Here is a 15646-nt window from a genome sequence, read left to right as displayed (position 1 = left end):
ACGGGCACGCACCCCAATGTCGTGCCGTGGTGCCCCGGCCGAAGCCGGCAAGCCAGGCTGGCCGAGCGCGAACAGTTGCCCGCAGTTGTCCTCTATGGCAACAACGGTCTCGGCCAACTCCACACCCGCCTTGCAGGTATTCACATCGAGCACGGCCATGGTCTTAGTGCTACTTTCCGATGTAATCGCACGGAAGGGTTTCAGTTGGCCTGGATGGCGGTTGACCTACCCATAGTGGTCGATGCCATGCCTCGAGGCGGCGCAGCTTTCGACACCGACGAGGACGCGGCGGACGCCGGTGATTCGAGCACTGGCACGAGGAAACCGAATTGAAATGCGATCACCGGTGGGAGAATTTGACGAATCCTCCTCCGCATGACCGGCGCGCCTGGACATAGCCATGGAAACCCCCGCTTGCCTTCTGGCCTGTTCGGCGCATCAACCTACGGACACCCCCACCGCCTGTCAACCACTCGTATGGACTAGAGAGGACACATAGAGGTTCATTTGTCCACTTCGTACGCCTGGTGCTCTCAGCCCGACTTAGGACGATAAGACCCCTCTCCGCCGCTGATGGTTGGTGGTTGACGACGCAGCAGGTACCGGCTATGTTCGCTCGCTAGCACTGTCCTCAGTCATGCAGCAGCAGATGGGCGAGTGATCGACGAGGACGTCGCTGTAACGGGGAACAAGTTATGGAGACAGAATTGAAGCATGCGGGGGATCGCATCGTCGCCAAGTTGAACGTGGCTGATTGCGTTCATTCAATTCAGTCATTTCCCCCTGCCACATTCAGGCGTTTCGGCATTGTCAGGTTCGTGCTCGACGATGTCTCACCAACTGGCGACCCGCTCTCTACGCACACGCACTTACTTGCCGTGCATCACGTGCAGGACTCGCTGCTGCCGCTGACAGGGGACAATTTGACCGCGAAGCTGTCCGGCGGCCGGGAGGTAGTGGCATGACGGACGTGCTGCCGACGGTTGTCGTCGTGTACGACATCGGCGCGGCGACGCCACTGGAAATCCTGTCGGCGGCCGCTGGCACCTGCGATGTTCTCTTCCTGTACGACCGCAGCCGACCTGAGGCGGCACCCGGCGTAGAGTTCATCCGGGAACTCGCCGACGGTCTCGACGCCACTGGCCGTACCGTGGACGAGCTCGCCGATATGCTGCGTGAGCGACGGCCGGCCGGCATTGTTACCTTCAGCGAGTACGCGCTACGACTGACCTGCCAGCTCGGAGAGCGGCTCTCCCTGCGCGGCCACGATCTCGCCACCCTGGACCGGCTGACCCGCAAGTCGCTGCAGCGGGAGGCCCTCGCCAGCGCCGGCGTGGACGGCCTGGCGTTTCGTCTCGTCCGCTCCGTGGAGGAGGCCACCGCCGCGCTCGATGAGATCGGCTTCCCGGCCGTGCTGAAGCCGTCAACTGGCACGCACAGCCGGGATACCTTTCGTCTCGACTCCGCCGAGGACTGGCATAACCTCGCCCGCTCCATCGACCTCTCAGAGGACTTCGTCGTCGAGGAGCTGCTGGTGGGCGACCGGCGGTGGACGGGCGAAGGGTGGGGTGACCACGTCTCGGTGGAGTACGCCAGTTTCGATGGCGACCATCAGCACATCGTCACCCTCGGAAAGTTTCCGCTGGCCGAGCCGTTTCGTGAGACGGGCGACTTCTTCCCGTCCACCCTCGACGAGCCTGCCCGCCAACAGGTCCGAAGCCTGGTCGCGGCTGCGCTCACCGCGGTCGGCGTGCGCGACGGGGTAACCCACACGGAGGTCAAGTTCACCGCGACGGGTCCGCGGATCATCGAGATCAACGGCCGCTTGGGCGGCGGCACCGCCGACATTGTCCGCAAGGCAGGCGCGCTGAACCCGATCACCATCGCCCTTCAGATCGCACTCAACTACCGACCGCAGCCCGACTGTCCCGACAAGTCGGAGGAGGTGGTCTTCGAGATGAGCCTCCTATCCCCGCTGGAGAGGGTGAGGGTCGAATCGATCGGAGGGCTCGATGCAGTCCGCGCCCTCGAGGGGATCGACCGTGTGGTCGCCGTTGCCCGTCCGGGATCGATCGTCGACTGGCGCGACGGCTCGGTGAGCCAGCTTTGCACGGTATTCGGCCGGATCCACGGGCACCCGGCACTGGCCCGGCTGCGGCGGGACATCCACAAAACCCTGGACGTAACCTTTTCGCCCGGCGCCGCATGGTGACCTTCACGGAACAGCCCGATGGATGACACTCAAGGTTCGCCTCAGATCAATCGATACCGGCCGGTTCTACCAGGGGTGTCGTCGGTCGGCACGCGCCGGCTAGCGAGTGCCGAGCGGTGGCTGGTATGCGGCAGATCGACGCCGGCGGCCGCCAGTCGGATCTACTGTCTGTCGCATGCCGGTGGCAGCGGCAGCGAGTTTGGTCGTTGGTCGCCGCCCGGGCAGGACATCGAGATTTGGGGCGTTCGCTACCCCGGCCGTGGCACTCGCCTGCGGGAGAAGCCGTACCGCCGACTGGACGAGATGGTGGCAGCCCTCCTCGACGGGGTCGACTTCGTGCCGCCGTTCGGGCTGTTCGGGCACAGCATGGGTGGGTTGGTCGCCTTTGAGGTGGCCCGCGTGCTCAGGCGGCAGGGACGTCCTGGCCCGGATTGGCTTTGGGTCTCGGCCTGCCCGGCACCGCACCTTGCCCGCCCGGAAGCGCCCATCCACCATTTGCCCGACAGCGAATTCCTCGAAACGGTGGCGAGCCGCCACGGGGGGATGCCCGCCGAAGTGTTGCAGGACCAGGAATTGGCCGGGATCGTCCTGCCGTACCTGCGGGCCGACCACGAGATGGTTGAGTCTTACGTCTACCGGCCAGACGAGCCCCTCGCCTGCGCGACCCACGTCCTCTATGCCACCGACGACCTTGTCTCGATCGACCGGTTCGAGGCTTGGTCGAGTCTGACGACTAGGCCGCCGACATTCCACCGGTTTACGGGCGGGCACTTCTACATCAATGAGTACAGGGAATCGGTGCTGCGACTCATGTCGAGCGTGATCTCCGAAGACCAACCACCCCACGTGGTCCGGTGCCCGCCCCCTCCCTGAAATGCACCCAGATCCGGAAGGCAATGAAGTCAAGCTATGAAGACCCTGGACAGGATCGCTCAGTACACGCTGTCGTCGGCCGAGATCGATGAGATCGTTGGGTACTCGCGCATGTTGTGCGACGAGCCGATCCCGCCGACCGACCCGCGCTTCTGCGACAAGCACTGGGACCTTCACCTGCATCTTCCTGAGGGAGTACGCCGGTTCCTGGAGTGGTTTCGCCGGACAGAGGCGGCCGCGGCTTGCTTGGTCAAAGGTTTCCCTGTGCCGGAGGACCAGGTTGGTCTGACCCCGCCGACGTGGGAGGAGGCACTTCTCGACCGCCCGGTCCTCAACCACGACATCTTCATCGCGATGTGCGGCTTGGCACTGGGGGATCCGTTCACATGGTCGACCCTGCAGAACGCTTCCATGATCCAAAACATCGTCCCGATCCGAGGCGACGAGCGACGGCAGAACGGGCACAGCAGCGAGGTGCTACTGGAGTTCCACACCGAGGACGGCTTCCACCCCGCACGCTGTGACTACCTGATGCTCTTTGGTGTCCGCAACAACGACGAGGTCCCGACGTACTTGGCCTCCATCGGCGACGTGGAGCTTTCCGACGCGGTTCGGAGCGTGCTGTCACAGCCACGCTTCCACATATTCCCCGACGACGAGCACGTGCGGCAGTTGCAGCGCCGGCACCCGGACCATCCGGCGCTCGCGCGGGCCTTGGAGCTCCAGCGGGCTCCGGAGGCGGTCGCAGTCCTCTTCGGTGACCGACTCAATCCGTACCTGCGGATCGACCGGCCGTTCATGCGCTGTGCTGAGGGCGACGTGGAAGCTGAGAGGGCGCTCGACGCTCTTATGGCGGAACTGAAGCGGCACCAGCAGTCGGTTGTCGTAGAGCGTGGGACCCTCCTGGTTGTCGACAACTACCGAGCCGTGCACGGGAGAAAAGCGTTCCGCTCTCGGTATGACGGCAGCGACCGATGGTTGAAGCGCATGATCGTCAGCCGTAACTTGCGGAAGGCCGAGGGCGATCGGGGGCCGTCGAGCTACCGGGTGCTGTTCTGAACGCTACAGGCAGATAAGCAGCGGTTTGCCGCTTGGCGGGGCTGGCCATACCCAGACGAACCTGTCGAGATGGCCCGGGCAGACGGTACCAACTGCAACATCAGGTCCGCATATCCACGGCGGGTGCCGGGGAACAAAAGATATCAACCAGTTCGGGGGCGAATAGTTCAGGACCCGTTGAGTGAGCCATGTTCTCCTGGGCCTAGTTGCTCCGCGCGGCTTCGGGCAGAGCGGGCGGTTGTGGGATGGCGCGTACGAACCGCTCGGGGTTGCGGGCGTAGGCGGCGGCCAGGACCTCGCGCACCCGCTCGGCGTGGCCGTGTGGACGTCGTTCGGGGTGTGCCAGCCGATGCCTGAGTGCCGGTGGATCGTGTCGTACCAGGTGAAAAAGGCCCGGCAGTGGGCTCGGGCATCCTGGATGGATCCAAAACCGTCGGGGAAGTCCGGCCGGCACTTCAGCGTCCTGAACTTACTCCCGAGGTCGTCCATCAATCGCCAGTACACGTCAGACTCGTAGAAGCCCTCAGCGTCACTGTTTCCCTCGGCGGGATCGATCTTGTACAACTCGGGGACATCATAGGCGATGGTGTATCCCGCCTCAGAGTTGTTCCACTCGACGCGGACAACCATGTTCGCAGTGCCGATGTCGTAGTTGTCGTTCCCGTGGTTCTTGACGATGTATTCGAACTGATACGTGAAGGTGTAGCTGTCGTCTTTCTTGAGCGACCGCAGATAGTCCTGCTCGTTTACGAAGCCATGGTTATCGGACTCACTCCACATGGCAGCAGCATACGACCACCCAGGCCGACGAGGCCTGCGGGCACTGGTCGGTGGAGGCCAACGGCACGGTGATCGAGCAGGCGCAGATCCTGACGACCTATAACCTGGCCGCCCTCGTTCATGCGGTCGGCGTCGCTTCCACGGGCGGCTGGCCCGAACGGTGCGACGCACGGTCGCGACAGTGAGCAGTTTCATCCTGCGTGACGCTTGGCTTCGACGTGGTGAAGGACGAGGGTGGCCCGCACGATCGCGGTGGCGCGGCGGGGGCAGCAGTGCAGTTTGGTCAGGATCTTCCAGCCCTTGAGGGTGGCGTTGGCGCGTTCGCCGATGGCGCGGATCCGGGCGTGGGCACGGTTCACGGCCTTCTGCCCTCGTGACAGCCGCTGCCGGTATCGGTGGCGTTTGAACGGTGTCCGGATGCTGCCGCCCGCGCCTTGGTACGCCTTGTCGACGAAGGTCATCACGTTGTCCCTACTCAACGCTTGGATCAGGTCGCGCGCGCGGGCAGCGGTCAGGTCGTGGACGGAGCCGGGGAGCGCGGGCGAGGCCCAGACGAGCCGACCGGCCGGGTCGGCGATGACCTGCACGTTCATGCCATGACGGCGGTGTTTGCCGGAGTAGTAGGGCTTCTGGCCCGCGACGCGGTCCATCGGGATGAGGGTGCCGTCGAGGACGACATAGGCCAGGCGGCGGATCCTGCGCATGGCGGCGGACAGGTCGTCGGCGGCTGCGGCGAGGAGGTCGACGGCCTCGCGGACGTACCGCCAGGCGGTCGCCACGCCGATCTCGAACCCGCCGGCCAGCCGGGTGTAGGTGTCACCGTTGCGCAGGTGGGCCAGGGCGAGCAGCGCCTGACGGCCGGGCCCGAGCCGTCGCCAGCGGGATCGGTGCTGGTGACGGTGCCTGCGGATGAGGCCGGCGAGGTGGTTCAGGGTCCGGGTGGACAGCGGAATCGCGGCAGGGTAAGACAGCATGGCGAGGCTCCCGTTACGGCATCGGATCTTGGTCGACTGCTGCCTTACCAGGAGCCTCGTCCTTTGTAGACACCGGGCCTCACCCGCCACCCGTGACCTGCACCATCACGATGAAAATGGCTCAATAATCCGCAGGTGGATGTTGCCGAACTACTCGCCCGGGCTGCGGCCATGGTCCCGGCTGATGTCGTCAACGAGGCCGGCGTGACGAGGGTGGACGTCCGCGAGTACCCCCACCACGACGAGTGGGAGGTCGCGCTCGACCTCCTTGCGGAGGACCTCGGCTCGGGTTGGCGACCACCGGTCGCTTGGTGGGATCTGCTGATCGACAGCGCCGAACTGATGGGGCTTTCTGATGCCGCGGCATGGTGCCGCTGGGGTCGGTGGGAGAGCATCCACGGGATCGTCCGCGCCGAGTTGCGGCTCCTGTCGCCCGCCGAAGGTGGCCGACAAACGCCGATCCCGGGCAAGGGCATCCTCCGACCGCTGTGGGATATCGGCAGGCGCACGGCCGCGGGCGACCCCGATATGCTCGTGGCACGCATCTGGGTGGAGTCAGCACCGACGATGCCGCCGGCCGCCACCGGGTCCGTCCGCCTTGGCCCGCTGTCCCCAGCCCTCTGGAGGCACCTGCAGCCGGGCATGACGATCACCATGCACGAGGGCCGGCCCACCGTAGGAACAACCACCATCATCGAGACGTCGAATGTGCGCTAACTCGGTGCGACCGAGAGCACGCTCGATCGGATTGTGGCGGCACTGCGTAGCGCGTCGTCTGAGGCATGAGCCGGCATACGTCGCCGTCGTCGGCGTGTCCGGCATCAAGGTTGTCGCCGAAGTATCACCGGGCGCATGGACGACAGCCGTCCCGGTGAGGATACGGCGATGCTACGGAATGCTCTCCCTTCACAAAGGCTGCACGCCGGCGGCCGGCACCGTCGCGATCACGTAATCCTCGATCAGGTCCGGCTGCAGGCCGACCATCGCGTCCCTACCGACGTAGCGGACGACGAACGTAGTCTCGCGGAGCCACGTCTCGTCATAGTCGGCAAGGCTCTCTGGCACCTCGCCCACGAGTCGCACCTCGTCACCCGGCTTGACCACGGCATCTGCCGGAGCCTCATCGCGTTGGACGGCCGTGATCGCACCGATCAGAGCCTTCAGCGGTTCGGTGTCCGCGCCGTAGTGCACCAGATGACCCGCCTGGCCGAAGACGACATCGGCCTGGGCTCCGCTCAAGTCGGCGAGCGCCTCGACCGCACCGGCCGCCAGGGACGGACTCCCCGACGTGTGAAGTTGCGCCGCCAACGCTCGGAGCAGGCGATCGATGACAAGCTCCGCGGTCTCCTCGTCCCTCATCTAGCGAGGATATGACCAGCCGACGGCACCGTTGACGGCCAGCACGTGCAGGGCCAACTCTGGTGTCATACCAGACGGCCAGTCCGTCGGCATCCGCCCCGGCGTGAGCGCAAACTGCCAGCCGCGGACCCCAGCCGCGCGCGCTGATACTTCGGTATTTCCAAAGTGGTCACACCGCGCAGGAGACCCTGGTCAGATGGCTGCTGGTGGGACTCGGGTCTCAACTGCCCGAATCCTACCAACTCCACCATGGCGGATCTAGAGCCGCACGTCGATGCAAGTTTGCCCCGGCGCGGCGCTGGGCGAGCAGCCATGAGGCTTGCCCATCCATCGCGGAGCACTGGCTCATGATCACTGGGATAAGCTCCGCCGGTGAAGCGACTCCTCGCCGCGGGCCTGCTAGGTGCCGTCCTCTTTCTCTCCGCCTGCAGCGACGACAAGCCGGAGGCAAGCCGTCCCAGCCCTGACCAGTACAGCCGCAGCGGCTGCATCTTGCTGGCGCAACGGTTGAAGGAGAATGACCATGGCTGGATCCTGAATGGCAGTGTCGCGACCCGGGCTGCTCGCTCGACAGACCCCGCGATAAACGCCGCCGGCAAGGAGTTGGTGCTGGCCGTGCAGGAGGCCGGCGACCTGGACGTAGGCAGCAAGGGCAAAGCAGACATGACACAGGCCGAGGCCCGGGTCACCGAAGCTCAACAGAAGCTGAAGACAGCGTGCCGTGACCTGCTAGGCGAAGAACCCTGGTCCTGACCACACGGCCGTGCCGTGTCCTGCACCGCGGAACCTTCACGCCCTGGGCTTAATCGCTGGCGGACTCGGCTCGAACGTGCAACCTGCGCCACGGAGCGACGTCGGCTTGATAGGTGGGCGTGGACCTACGTCACCGGATGACCCAGGACGCCACCATCGGCGGCCACTTCGTCGTCGCTGAGGTCCCAGGTCATGCCGGGCCCAGGTCCGCCATCGACCGAGTATCGCAGCTGGTCGTTCTCGTGTCGTCATGACTGCTCCCATGAGAACCCGGCGTTCAACGGGGCGGGTCCTCAGGTGGCCGGGCGCTCCAGTTGGGAACGCGTCTGCACGAACATGCTGGCCGCGCTACCGGTAGATGGGAAACCGAGGAAGGCCACCATGCCGACGCTGTGGTTGTCAGCCCACGCACAGACCTCGACGTTGACGCCCTGGGTTTCACCCTTGCCGCAGCGGGCGTCGCCGCCCATTGGCCCCGGCCGGGTCGGCTTGACACCGGACAGCCTCGGCAGGGTCGCGAAGAGTCTGTCGAGGGTTGCCTTCGGGTCTGTTACCTTTCCGGACACTCCGCTGGCCAGGGCGCTGTACTGCTCATCTGCATTGGTGTAGGCCGCTGCGACCGCGCTAGTTGGCTCACCGTCGAGGAGTTCTTTGAGCCCGCCCATGCTTTGCTGGGCTTGTTCGCGCAACGTCTGGCTCTTCGATTCGGGCCAGCCGCTCACCAACCTCTCCGGTTTTTCGAGACGCATGGCCGCGGTCGGTGAGGGCGACGCCGACCGCGCTTCCGTCTTCCGCTCGGCGTCGTAGGCGGGTTGTGAGCAGCCGCTCGCCACGAGCAGGCCGGCGAGGGCTAGCGCGACACTCGCTCGGCGCGGTGCGGCGTCGGTTTGCCGTGTACGCATGCGTCACTCCCTCGTCTCACGTCTACGGGCGCACGATATCCCGAAAGATCACCATGAAGGGTCCCGGCTTCCGGTCATCCCAGAAGCTATCGCCACATGGTCAGCGAAGGATCCTGGTGGACGACGGAGCCTTTACCCGCCTTGGATGAGGGCTTCACTGGTGTGCGGTTACTCGATGTCCAGGGTGACGATGACGCCCTGATTCGCGCACGCTGTCTGCAGGCCCGAGATGTGCGTCGTCATCGGGCCAATGAACGCCAGCGCGCCCATCTCCTGCCCATTCGGGATCTGCGACATCTGCCAGGCGAGGTCCATCAGCGCCATGCCGTGCGCGCGGATGTCGTCGTGGCGGGAGTTCTCGAACACACTGCGGGCCTGCCGGTACTCGGCTTCGATGAGCTTGTCATCGCCGCTGTCCATAGCGCTGCCGTCGGCCTTCTTTCCTCGCGCGCATGGCCTTGCAGACGACGACACCGGTGTCCTCGCGGATGAACCGGTCGTACAGGCCGTAGCCGCCGACGGCGAGCAAGAGCACAGCGAGGCTGCGGCGGCGGCGATCAGCGGCTTGCGGCTGGGCGCGGCCGGCGGTGCCGACGGCGTCATCCCAGCGGCGGCCGGCGGCCACTCGGCCAGCTGGTGCTGGACGGGCGGCTGGCCGTAGACGTCGTGCGGCTGCTGCGCTTGCTACGGGTTGGTTAAGACTGTCTCCCCACGTGACATGTCGTATCGATGATGGTCCGAAAGTGGGTGTTGACCTGCCCGTTGTCAGCTAGGTGACCGTGGGTGTGGCCGGTCAGCTGGTGCGGGTCGGTCGGAACGTGCCGACGGTGGCGGCCACATCGCCGGGCATGTGGCGCCGCTCGTCGAACACGTACGGCTCAAGGAGGGTCCAGCCGTCGGCGCTGAGCTGCGCGAACCAGGCTTGACGGCGGAGTCTCAGATGCTCTCCGCAGCGGTGCAAGTGCCCGCGAATGCTCGGCACAACACCCCCCGCTCAAACAGTGCTCGCCCATGTCCAGCCCTGGGCGAGATGATGTGGCCCCTAACGGCTGGACACCTATGCGCACCTCAGCAGCCTGATCAAGCGACGGGTCGCAGATGCCGCAGCGTGCTGTTGGGGCGGTCGGGATGGGTTGTCTCCCAGCGTCGCTGCAGCGCATCAACAAGGTTGGTGATCATGGGTTCGGTGACGTGGCTGTAGATGCCTCTGACGCCGGCGAGGCGGTGGCCGAGCCGTCGGGCCTGGGCGATCTCGGGGATGCCGTCTTCGATCAGCCAGGTCTTGTGGGTGTGGCGCAGGTCGTGAAAGTGCATCCCGGGAAGGATCGGCGGAATGTCTCGCTGGGGGCCGCCGGTGAGGGCGGGGGTCCACGCGCGGCGGTTGAAGTTGGAGCGACGTTGGTGGTAGCCGCGGGCGCCCGGGAAGACGGTGTCGTGGAGATGTTCGGCGAGGTGGGTGGCAAGGAGATTGGTGAGGAAGCGGGGTAGGCGGATGTGGCGGACGGAGTCGTTTGTCTTGGGTGGGCCGAGGTACAGCTTGCCTTCGACTTCGTGTAGGGCGCCGGTGTCGGGGTGGACGTAGATGCTACCGAGGGTGAGGTCGAGGTTGTCTCGGTGCAGGCCGGCGAGTTCGCCCCAGCGCATGCCGGTGTAGGCGGCGGTGAGGACCATCAGGCCGTCGGAGGGTCGGGCTTGGCGGGCGACGATGGCGGCGACTTGTTCGGCGGTGGCGTGGGGCCGCTCGGCGCGGATGCCTTTGGGGATGCGGATTCCTCGGCAGGGGTTGAAGGGGATCCGGCGGTCTTCTACGGCTTCTTGTAGGACCATCGACAGGACCATGATCACGTCGGCGACGGATCGGGGTGCGAGGCGTTTGCCGAGGGCGACGGCGAGGGTCTTGATGTGTTGGCGGCGGATGTCGACCAGGGGTAGCGGGCCGAGGGTGGGCAGGATGTGCAGCCGCAGGTGGCTGCGGTAGGCGGCCCAGGTCGCGGGAGACGCCTGGTGGGTGGACTCCCAGATGGGCACCCATTCGGCGAGGGGGATCCGTCCGCCGCGAGGGTCGATGAAGGTGTCGCGGGCGACTTCGACGTCGATCTCTTTGGCGCGAATGACGGCGTCGGCGCGCCGGTCATGGGTGGAGTCTGTGGTGACGGTGCCGTCGGTCATGCGGAGGCGGACGCGGAACTTCATGCCGCGTTGTTCCACCCAAGCCATGGGTTACTCCATTCGGTGCGGGTGCGGTGCGTCGGTGATGGACGCGTGACTTCGCGGGTCGGATCAAGTCGGCGTCGGCGGGTGGCGGCGTCGGTGGGTGCGGCGGCCGGTGGCCGGTTCTGCGGAGGCGGCGATGAGGGCGGCGAGGTCGGCGGCGGAGAAGCGCAGGTGCTTGCCGAGGAAGGTGCAGGGGATCTGGCGGCGCCCGGCGCGGCGGCGTAGCCAGGATTCCGGGATGCGCAGCAGCGCTGCGGCTTCGGCTGGTGTGTAGAGGCGCGGTTCCTGCTCGTCGTGGTGCCCCGTCGCGCGGACGGGTGTGGGTGGCGGCGGTGGGCGTCGTCGGGGGCGGGGCGGGTTGTCGCGCACGGTGAGCTCCTCGCAGGCGCGGGTGGGGCGTGCTCTTCGCGGGCGGATGTCTGGTCGGCCCGTGAAGAGCCCGCGGGTGGTCAGTGGTGACGGCACAGCAGGAGGGCGGACGCGGCGGCTGCTTGGGCGGGGACGACACCGTTTCTGAGAACCCGTAGCGCGACGGTGCGAGGCAGGGCGAACGCCGGGTGACCGAGGGGTCGGGCAGGCCCATGAGCCATGCCACGAACGGTGGGGCCAGGACGGGTTGGCCGCCTTGTCCGGGTTGGATGGATGCGGGGTGCGCCGAGCGTGGTGGTGGGGTGAGCGACGGTGGTGCGCAGGCCAGATCCGCCGGTGCGGTGGTGGCCGGGGCCTCTGGCATCAGGAGGCGCGGGGTCTAGGCAGCAGGACCCCGGACAGGGTTGGGCGGAAGTCGGGGCCGACTCGGTGGCCGCTGGTTCTGCTGTCGCTGGCAAATCGGGTTGGTGGGAGGTGGCGGGTGCCGTGGGGGTTCGGTGATGTCGAGCAGCCGTGATGGGTGCTCGGGTCCTTTACCCTCGCGGGCGCAGAGGGTGGGCAGCGCGAGTACCTGCTCCCCCGCCGCCGGTGGCGAGCAGGATCAGCTGGTCCCGTCGGTGCGGGCGTCGGATGCACAGGCATAGCCGGCTCGTTTCGTACCCGAGCGTGGCCAGGTCAGCGTGAACGACGTCGAGTCCGCGTGCGCGGAGGCGGCGACGTCTTCCACGAACACGAGGGGCGGTCGAAGATCGCGAACAGCGTGGGTGGCGCTTGTCGACAGATTGCTATGGACACCGCTAATGGCGGCGCGTCTGCCGGCCTTGGAGATGTCTTGTCGCTCCAATGTCAAGCTTGGGCTTCTGGCCCCCGGCGGCCTCCGAGGGAGGTGCCGCCGGTAGCGTTCTTTGCGCAGCTGGTGACGGAGGCGGTGCGGTGGCGCGGACGTGGTTGTCGATCCGGGTTGAGTTGGTGTCCGGCCGTGGCGAGGACTTCTGGCCTCGCCCAGGGCGGATCTTCGCGGCGGCGCGGACGCATACGTTTGAGCAGTTCGGCGCGGCGATCGATGACGCTTTCGGCCGATGGGACCTGGCACACCTGCGCCTGTTCACCCTTGCCGACGAGACACCGGTCTGCTCGTTCCAGGTCCGGGAAGAGGCCCCGGACGGTGCTGTCGACAGCGACAAGACCAAGCTGAGCCGGCTCACCCCAGGTGAACAGCTCGCTTACGTCTTCGACATGGGTGACGACTGGGCGCACCTGTGCACGGTCGATGAACAGCGGATCGATCCGCTGGAACAGCTCGGCTTCGTCCCGACGGAGCCGACGCCGTACTGGGGCTGGGGGAACCTGCCCGATCAGTACGGTCGACGGTGGGACGGCGACGATGACGAATCGCCGATGCCCAAGCCTCCCAAGAACCCGCTGCGTGATCTTCCTCCGATCCTGCCCTGGTGGGGACCGCGGCGCCGCGGCTAAACCCGGCGGACGTGCCTCAATCGGGAGATAGGGACCAAGCTTCAACTACGTCACGCCGGCAGATCGACACGGCGGCGGACGACATGACAAGACCCTCGTCAGCCCCCAGGGCGACAGCACGGAAACGAGTCAGCCCACCCACCGTGACGTCTCGACCACGGGCGGCGGACCGACCCGCCCAGCGCCGCACGGGGCGGCAGCACAGGAATGAGGCAGCCCGCTACCGCGCCTTGGGTTCCCCGTGAGAACACTTGGGTTCGCGGGAACTTCCGGAACTCTGGCTCTTGATGAACACGAGGACATCCTCGTGCGCGATCAGGTGCATGGGGGTGCCGGCGGCCCGCGCCTTACGGACGGCCTGGAGTTGGAAGAACGACGGCCGGGCCACGAGACCGCCGTCGCGGACGGCGGCGAGCAGCGCCACGCACCGGTCGACGGGGGTGAGACCGGCCCGGATGCCGGCGCCGATGACGGCCGACGGCAGGTCGACCAGTTCGCCGTGCTTGCGCCACGGCCGAGCGGTCACCACGACGACCCCACCGGGGCGTAGGAGAGTGTGGCAGCCGGCGAGGATCTGCGCGAACCCGTCGGCGAGCCCGGTGAGGTCGCGGTAGGCGAGGTTGCCCTTGTCGGTGCCGTCGTTGTAGGCGTTGTCGAACTTCGCCACCCCGTCGGCGCCGGGCCGCACCAGGCCGTGCACGGTCGGCCCATACGGCGGAGAGGTCACCACGAGGGCGACCTGCCCGGTCAGGGCCCCGGGTACGAGCGACAGGATGCGGGTGGCGTCGCCACGGATGACGCCGGCCCGGCCGGTCGCACCCTGAGTGTGGGCGTGCTTGATGTTGGCGTCGGCGATGTCGGACCAGCGGGACTCGTACTCCACGCCGATCGCGTCGCGGCCGGAATGGATCGCCTCGACCAGGGTAGTGCCGATCCCACACATCGGGTCCAGCACCAAGTCCCCCGGCTGGGTGTAGGCGGTGACGGCGTGCGCGGCGATCGCGGGAAGCATCCGCGCCGGGTGCTGCACCGACTCACGGACGTACCGGCCGCGGCGCTGGACCGGGCCGGTGGCCTGCGCGGTCGCCCACACCGACAGGCCCTCCGGGCCGGCAGCAGCCCGATGACCTCCGATCGAGTCGATGGTGAAGGGGGCAGTCGGTGTGCTCTGCTCGTCGGGGTCGCCGACGGTGTCTGCGCGGTGCTTAGCCACGGCCACCACCGCCCTCGCGCCCGCCCCGTCGACGCGGGGCGTCGCGCTGGCTCTGGGCCTGGCTGAAGACCATCAGGTCCGCATGGACTCGCAGGTGCGCCAGCTGCCACCGCTGGTCGGTGGTGGTGAGGGTGAGCAGTTCCTCGTCGGTGACGTGGTAAACGAACGCGTCGCCGTCGGTGTCGGCGGTGACGGCGACGAGGTGCTGCAGGTAGCCCAGTCCAACGCCGGCGGCGGCCTGGACCACGCCGGAGAAGTCTTCCGGGCCGGTGGTGGTGCCGGCCGGGACGGTGACGACGAGGATCAGGCAGCCGCCCGGTTGCAGCAGTGCGGCGCAGGCGGTCAGCAGCCACGCCAGCCGGACCCGGTTGGCGGCGGCGTGCTCGTGCAGGGGCCAGCAGGCGACCACGAGACTGGTCGCCTGCTGCAGGGAGCCGCCGGGTGGCGGGTCGGCCGCCGTGTCGGTCGGTGGGTGCAGTTGCGGGTCGGTGAGATCGTCACCGAACCAGGCGCCCATCTCGGGCAGGTCGTCCTGTTCCCCCGGTTCCGCGTCGCCGGTGGTGCCGGCGGACGGGGCTACGGTGGCTGGGCCGATGATCAGGCTGGACGTGTCGGTGAACCACGCGGGGCGGTGACGGCGTGCCCCGGCAGCGCAGGCCTGGGTGAGGGCGTGGTCGCCGGTGATGTCGACGACCGCCTCGCCGGGGCGGCTGTAGGCGGCGATGAGGCGGCCGGCCAGTCGGGTGCCGATGCTGCGGCTGGCGTCGCCCGGGGTGCGGGCGGTGCGCCAGACGGTGAGCGGTACCGGCGGGTCGCCGGCGACCAGGTCGGTCGGTGTCGGGTCGACCTCGGCCAGCGGGCCGGTGTCGACGGTGGGATCGGGATGCGGATTGTGGTGCTGCGGCGTGTGCTCGCTCATGTGGTGTCGGCTCCGCGCCGCGCCGTGGTGCGCTGACACCCTCAAACCGGTGTTTGTCAGCTGTGGCGAACACCTGCCCCTCTCACGGTCATCTCACGAATCTCTGACAGCCGGTTCCCGTCCGCTTAGCTGTCCTGGGGCTCCGGGATGTTCACGCGGGCGCCGACTCCATGGGTCGGATCAATATCGGGAGGCTGCCAGAGCCGACGATCGACCCAGTTCTGTCAGCCGCCCAGTGTCACGGCCACCTCGGCCACACCAGCGGCGTACGCCAATGACACGGAGTGCTGGCCGGCATTGTCAGACCGCTGTCCGACTTCCCCGGACAGCAGCGGCGCCACCGAGGGCACCGGCTCCGAAGCTGTCATTCGGACGGCGGCTCGTCAGACCGTCACGGCCCGGCGGACGGACGCTGTCAGCCGGCACGCCGGCGCACCCCACGCCCCGTGGACGCCGACAGGCGGCGGGGCGTCCAGCCGATCGCGGTCTGTCACTGTTCGCTGTCAGGCACTGTGAGACGGGCTGGGAGGCGTCGTCGGGCCA

At 67.2% G+C, this 15646-nt stretch carries 18 protein-coding genes; 8 read left to right on the top strand and 10 right to left on the bottom strand.

Annotation, left to right across the window (positions count from 1 at the left end; genetic code table 11):
- Positions 1–695 precede the first annotated feature (695 nt).
- The 4 genes from MICAU_RS32415 to gntD are packed head-to-tail and all read left to right on the top strand — an operon-like array spanning position 696 to position 4144.
- A complete protein-coding gene (locus MICAU_RS32415) occupies positions 696–965 on the top strand; it encodes a hypothetical protein (RefSeq protein ID WP_145755681.1) in 270 nt (89 codons plus the stop codon).
- The gene (locus MICAU_RS31480) at positions 962–2212 is read left to right on the top strand and encodes an ATP-grasp domain-containing protein (protein WP_013285018.1); all 1251 of its coding nucleotides are present in this window, start codon (positions 962–964) and stop codon (positions 2210–2212) included. The genes MICAU_RS32415 and MICAU_RS31480 overlap by 4 nt, the downstream gene beginning before the upstream one ends.
- Before the next feature lie 18 nt (positions 2213–2230).
- A complete protein-coding gene (locus MICAU_RS09170; RefSeq protein ID WP_083791314.1) occupies positions 2231–3085 on the top strand; it encodes a thioesterase II family protein in 855 nt (284 codons plus the stop codon).
- Between the two features lie 36 nt (positions 3086–3121).
- On the top strand, positions 3122–4144 hold the full coding sequence (gntD, locus tag MICAU_RS09165; protein ID WP_013285016.1) for a guanitoxin biosynthesis L-enduracididine beta-hydroxylase GntD: 1023 nt from the start codon (positions 3122–3124) through the stop codon (positions 4142–4144).
- Between the two features lie 3 nt (positions 4145–4147).
- On the opposite strand, the gene MICAU_RS33640 is transcribed toward gntD, so the two are convergent.
- On the bottom strand, positions 4148–4924 hold the full coding sequence (locus MICAU_RS33640; protein WP_013285015.1) for an integrase core domain-containing protein: 777 nt from the start codon (positions 4922–4924) through the stop codon (positions 4148–4150).
- A gap of 50 nt (positions 4925–4974) precedes the next feature.
- Between MICAU_RS33640 and MICAU_RS33405 the strand changes: the two genes are divergently transcribed.
- A complete protein-coding gene (locus MICAU_RS33405) occupies positions 4975–5109 on the top strand; it encodes a hypothetical protein (protein ID WP_275896027.1) in 135 nt (44 codons plus the stop codon).
- 6 nt (positions 5110–5115) lie between these two features.
- Here MICAU_RS33405 and MICAU_RS09155 read toward each other — a convergent pair whose 3' ends face one another.
- The gene (locus tag MICAU_RS09155) at positions 5116–5898 is read right to left on the bottom strand and encodes an IS5-like element ISMau1 family transposase (protein ID WP_013285014.1); all 783 of its coding nucleotides are present in this window, start codon (positions 5896–5898) and stop codon (positions 5116–5118) included.
- A gap of 135 nt (positions 5899–6033) precedes the next feature.
- Here MICAU_RS09155 and MICAU_RS09150 point away from each other — a divergent pair, with 135 nt between their 5' ends.
- Positions 6034–6615 carry a hypothetical protein gene (locus MICAU_RS09150; protein WP_013285013.1) on the top strand — a complete coding sequence of 194 codons (582 nt, stop codon included), beginning with the start codon at positions 6034–6036 and terminating at the stop codon, positions 6613–6615.
- Positions 6616–6804: 189 nt separating this feature from the next.
- Here MICAU_RS09150 and MICAU_RS09145 read toward each other — a convergent pair whose 3' ends face one another.
- Complete coding sequence (locus MICAU_RS09145) at positions 6805–7257, bottom strand: hypothetical protein (protein ID WP_013285012.1); 453 nt, start codon at positions 7255–7257, stop codon at positions 6805–6807.
- 372 nt (positions 7258–7629) lie between these two features.
- Between MICAU_RS09145 and MICAU_RS09140 the strand changes: the two genes are divergently transcribed.
- Positions 7630–8010, top strand: a complete 381-nt coding sequence (locus MICAU_RS09140; RefSeq protein WP_013285011.1) for a hypothetical protein — start codon at positions 7630–7632, stop codon at positions 8008–8010.
- 293 nt (positions 8011–8303) lie between these two features.
- On the opposite strand, the gene MICAU_RS31475 is transcribed toward MICAU_RS09140, so the two are convergent.
- From MICAU_RS31475 to MICAU_RS31825, 5 genes are all read right to left on the bottom strand, one after another.
- Complete coding sequence (locus MICAU_RS31475; RefSeq protein ID WP_013285010.1) at positions 8304–8912, bottom strand: hypothetical protein; 609 nt, start codon at positions 8910–8912, stop codon at positions 8304–8306.
- Positions 8913–9080: 168 nt separating this feature from the next.
- Positions 9081–9332 carry a hypothetical protein gene (locus tag MICAU_RS09130; RefSeq protein WP_013285009.1) on the bottom strand — a complete coding sequence of 84 codons (252 nt, stop codon included), beginning with the start codon at positions 9330–9332 and terminating at the stop codon, positions 9081–9083.
- Positions 9316–9537, bottom strand: a complete 222-nt coding sequence (locus MICAU_RS09125; protein WP_041798892.1) for a hypothetical protein — start codon at positions 9535–9537, stop codon at positions 9316–9318. The genes MICAU_RS09130 and MICAU_RS09125 overlap by 17 nt, the downstream gene beginning before the upstream one ends.
- 455 nt (positions 9538–9992) lie before the next feature.
- Complete coding sequence (locus MICAU_RS09115) at positions 9993–11129, bottom strand: tyrosine-type recombinase/integrase (protein ID WP_013285008.1); 1137 nt, start codon at positions 11127–11129, stop codon at positions 9993–9995.
- A 63-nt stretch (positions 11130–11192) separates the two neighbouring features.
- Complete coding sequence (locus MICAU_RS31825; protein WP_013285007.1) at positions 11193–11495, bottom strand: helix-turn-helix domain-containing protein; 303 nt, start codon at positions 11493–11495, stop codon at positions 11193–11195.
- 933 nt (positions 11496–12428) lie between these two features.
- Between MICAU_RS31825 and MICAU_RS09110 the strand changes: the two genes are divergently transcribed.
- Positions 12429–12971: an IS1096 element passenger TnpR family protein gene (locus MICAU_RS09110; RefSeq protein ID WP_013285006.1), complete on the top strand. Its 543-nt coding sequence runs from the start codon at positions 12429–12431 to the stop codon at positions 12969–12971.
- A gap of 220 nt (positions 12972–13191) precedes the next feature.
- Here MICAU_RS09110 and MICAU_RS09105 read toward each other — a convergent pair whose 3' ends face one another.
- Together MICAU_RS09105 and MICAU_RS09100 are read right to left on the bottom strand one after the other, a co-directional pair.
- Positions 13192–14115 carry a TRM11 family SAM-dependent methyltransferase gene (locus MICAU_RS09105; RefSeq protein WP_244879772.1) on the bottom strand — a complete coding sequence of 308 codons (924 nt, stop codon included), beginning with the start codon at positions 14113–14115 and terminating at the stop codon, positions 13192–13194.
- Between the two features lie 61 nt (positions 14116–14176).
- The gene (locus MICAU_RS09100; protein WP_013285004.1) at positions 14177–15103 is read right to left on the bottom strand and encodes a hypothetical protein; all 927 of its coding nucleotides are present in this window, start codon (positions 15101–15103) and stop codon (positions 14177–14179) included.
- Positions 15104–15646 lie beyond the last annotated feature (543 nt).

Origin of the sequence: Micromonospora aurantiaca ATCC 27029 (assembly GCF_000145235.1) — a bacterium.
Lineage (GTDB): Bacteria > Actinomycetota > Actinomycetes > Mycobacteriales > Micromonosporaceae > Micromonospora > Micromonospora aurantiaca.
The sequence above is the reverse complement of the archived record's forward strand: the minus strand, read 5'-3'. Positions and strand labels throughout refer to the sequence as shown.

What these genes read in the sequence shown, in the direction of transcription:
- MICAU_RS09170 (WP_083791314.1), top strand. Translation starts at nt 2,231, where the DNA reads ATGGATGACACTCAAGGTTCGCCTCAGATCAATCGATACCGGCCGGTT.
- MICAU_RS31475 (WP_013285010.1), bottom strand. Translation starts at nt 8,912, where the DNA reads ATGCGTACACGGCAAACCGACGCCGCACCGCGCCGAGCGAGTGTCGCG.
- MICAU_RS09115 (WP_013285008.1), bottom strand. Translation starts at nt 11,129, where the DNA reads ATGGCTTGGGTGGAACAACGCGGCATGAAGTTCCGCGTCCGCCTCCGC.
- MICAU_RS09155 (WP_013285014.1), bottom strand. Translation starts at nt 5,898, where the DNA reads ATGCTGTCTTACCCTGCCGCGATTCCGCTGTCCACCCGGACCCTGAAC.
- MICAU_RS32415 (WP_145755681.1), top strand. Translation starts at nt 696, where the DNA reads ATGGAGACAGAATTGAAGCATGCGGGGGATCGCATCGTCGCCAAGTTG.
- MICAU_RS31480 (WP_013285018.1), top strand. Translation starts at nt 962, where the DNA reads ATGACGGACGTGCTGCCGACGGTTGTCGTCGTGTACGACATCGGCGCG.
- MICAU_RS09145 (WP_013285012.1), bottom strand. Translation starts at nt 7,257, where the DNA reads ATGAGGGACGAGGAGACCGCGGAGCTTGTCATCGATCGCCTGCTCCGA.
- MICAU_RS09130 (WP_013285009.1), bottom strand. Translation starts at nt 9,332, where the DNA reads ATGGACAGCGGCGATGACAAGCTCATCGAAGCCGAGTACCGGCAGGCC.
- MICAU_RS33640 (WP_013285015.1), bottom strand. Translation starts at nt 4,924, where the DNA reads ATGTGGAGTGAGTCCGATAACCATGGCTTCGTAAACGAGCAGGACTAT.
- MICAU_RS09100 (WP_013285004.1), bottom strand. Translation starts at nt 15,103, where the DNA reads ATGAGCGAGCACACGCCGCAGCACCACAATCCGCATCCCGATCCCACC.
- gntD (WP_013285016.1), top strand. Translation starts at nt 3,122, where the DNA reads ATGAAGACCCTGGACAGGATCGCTCAGTACACGCTGTCGTCGGCCGAG.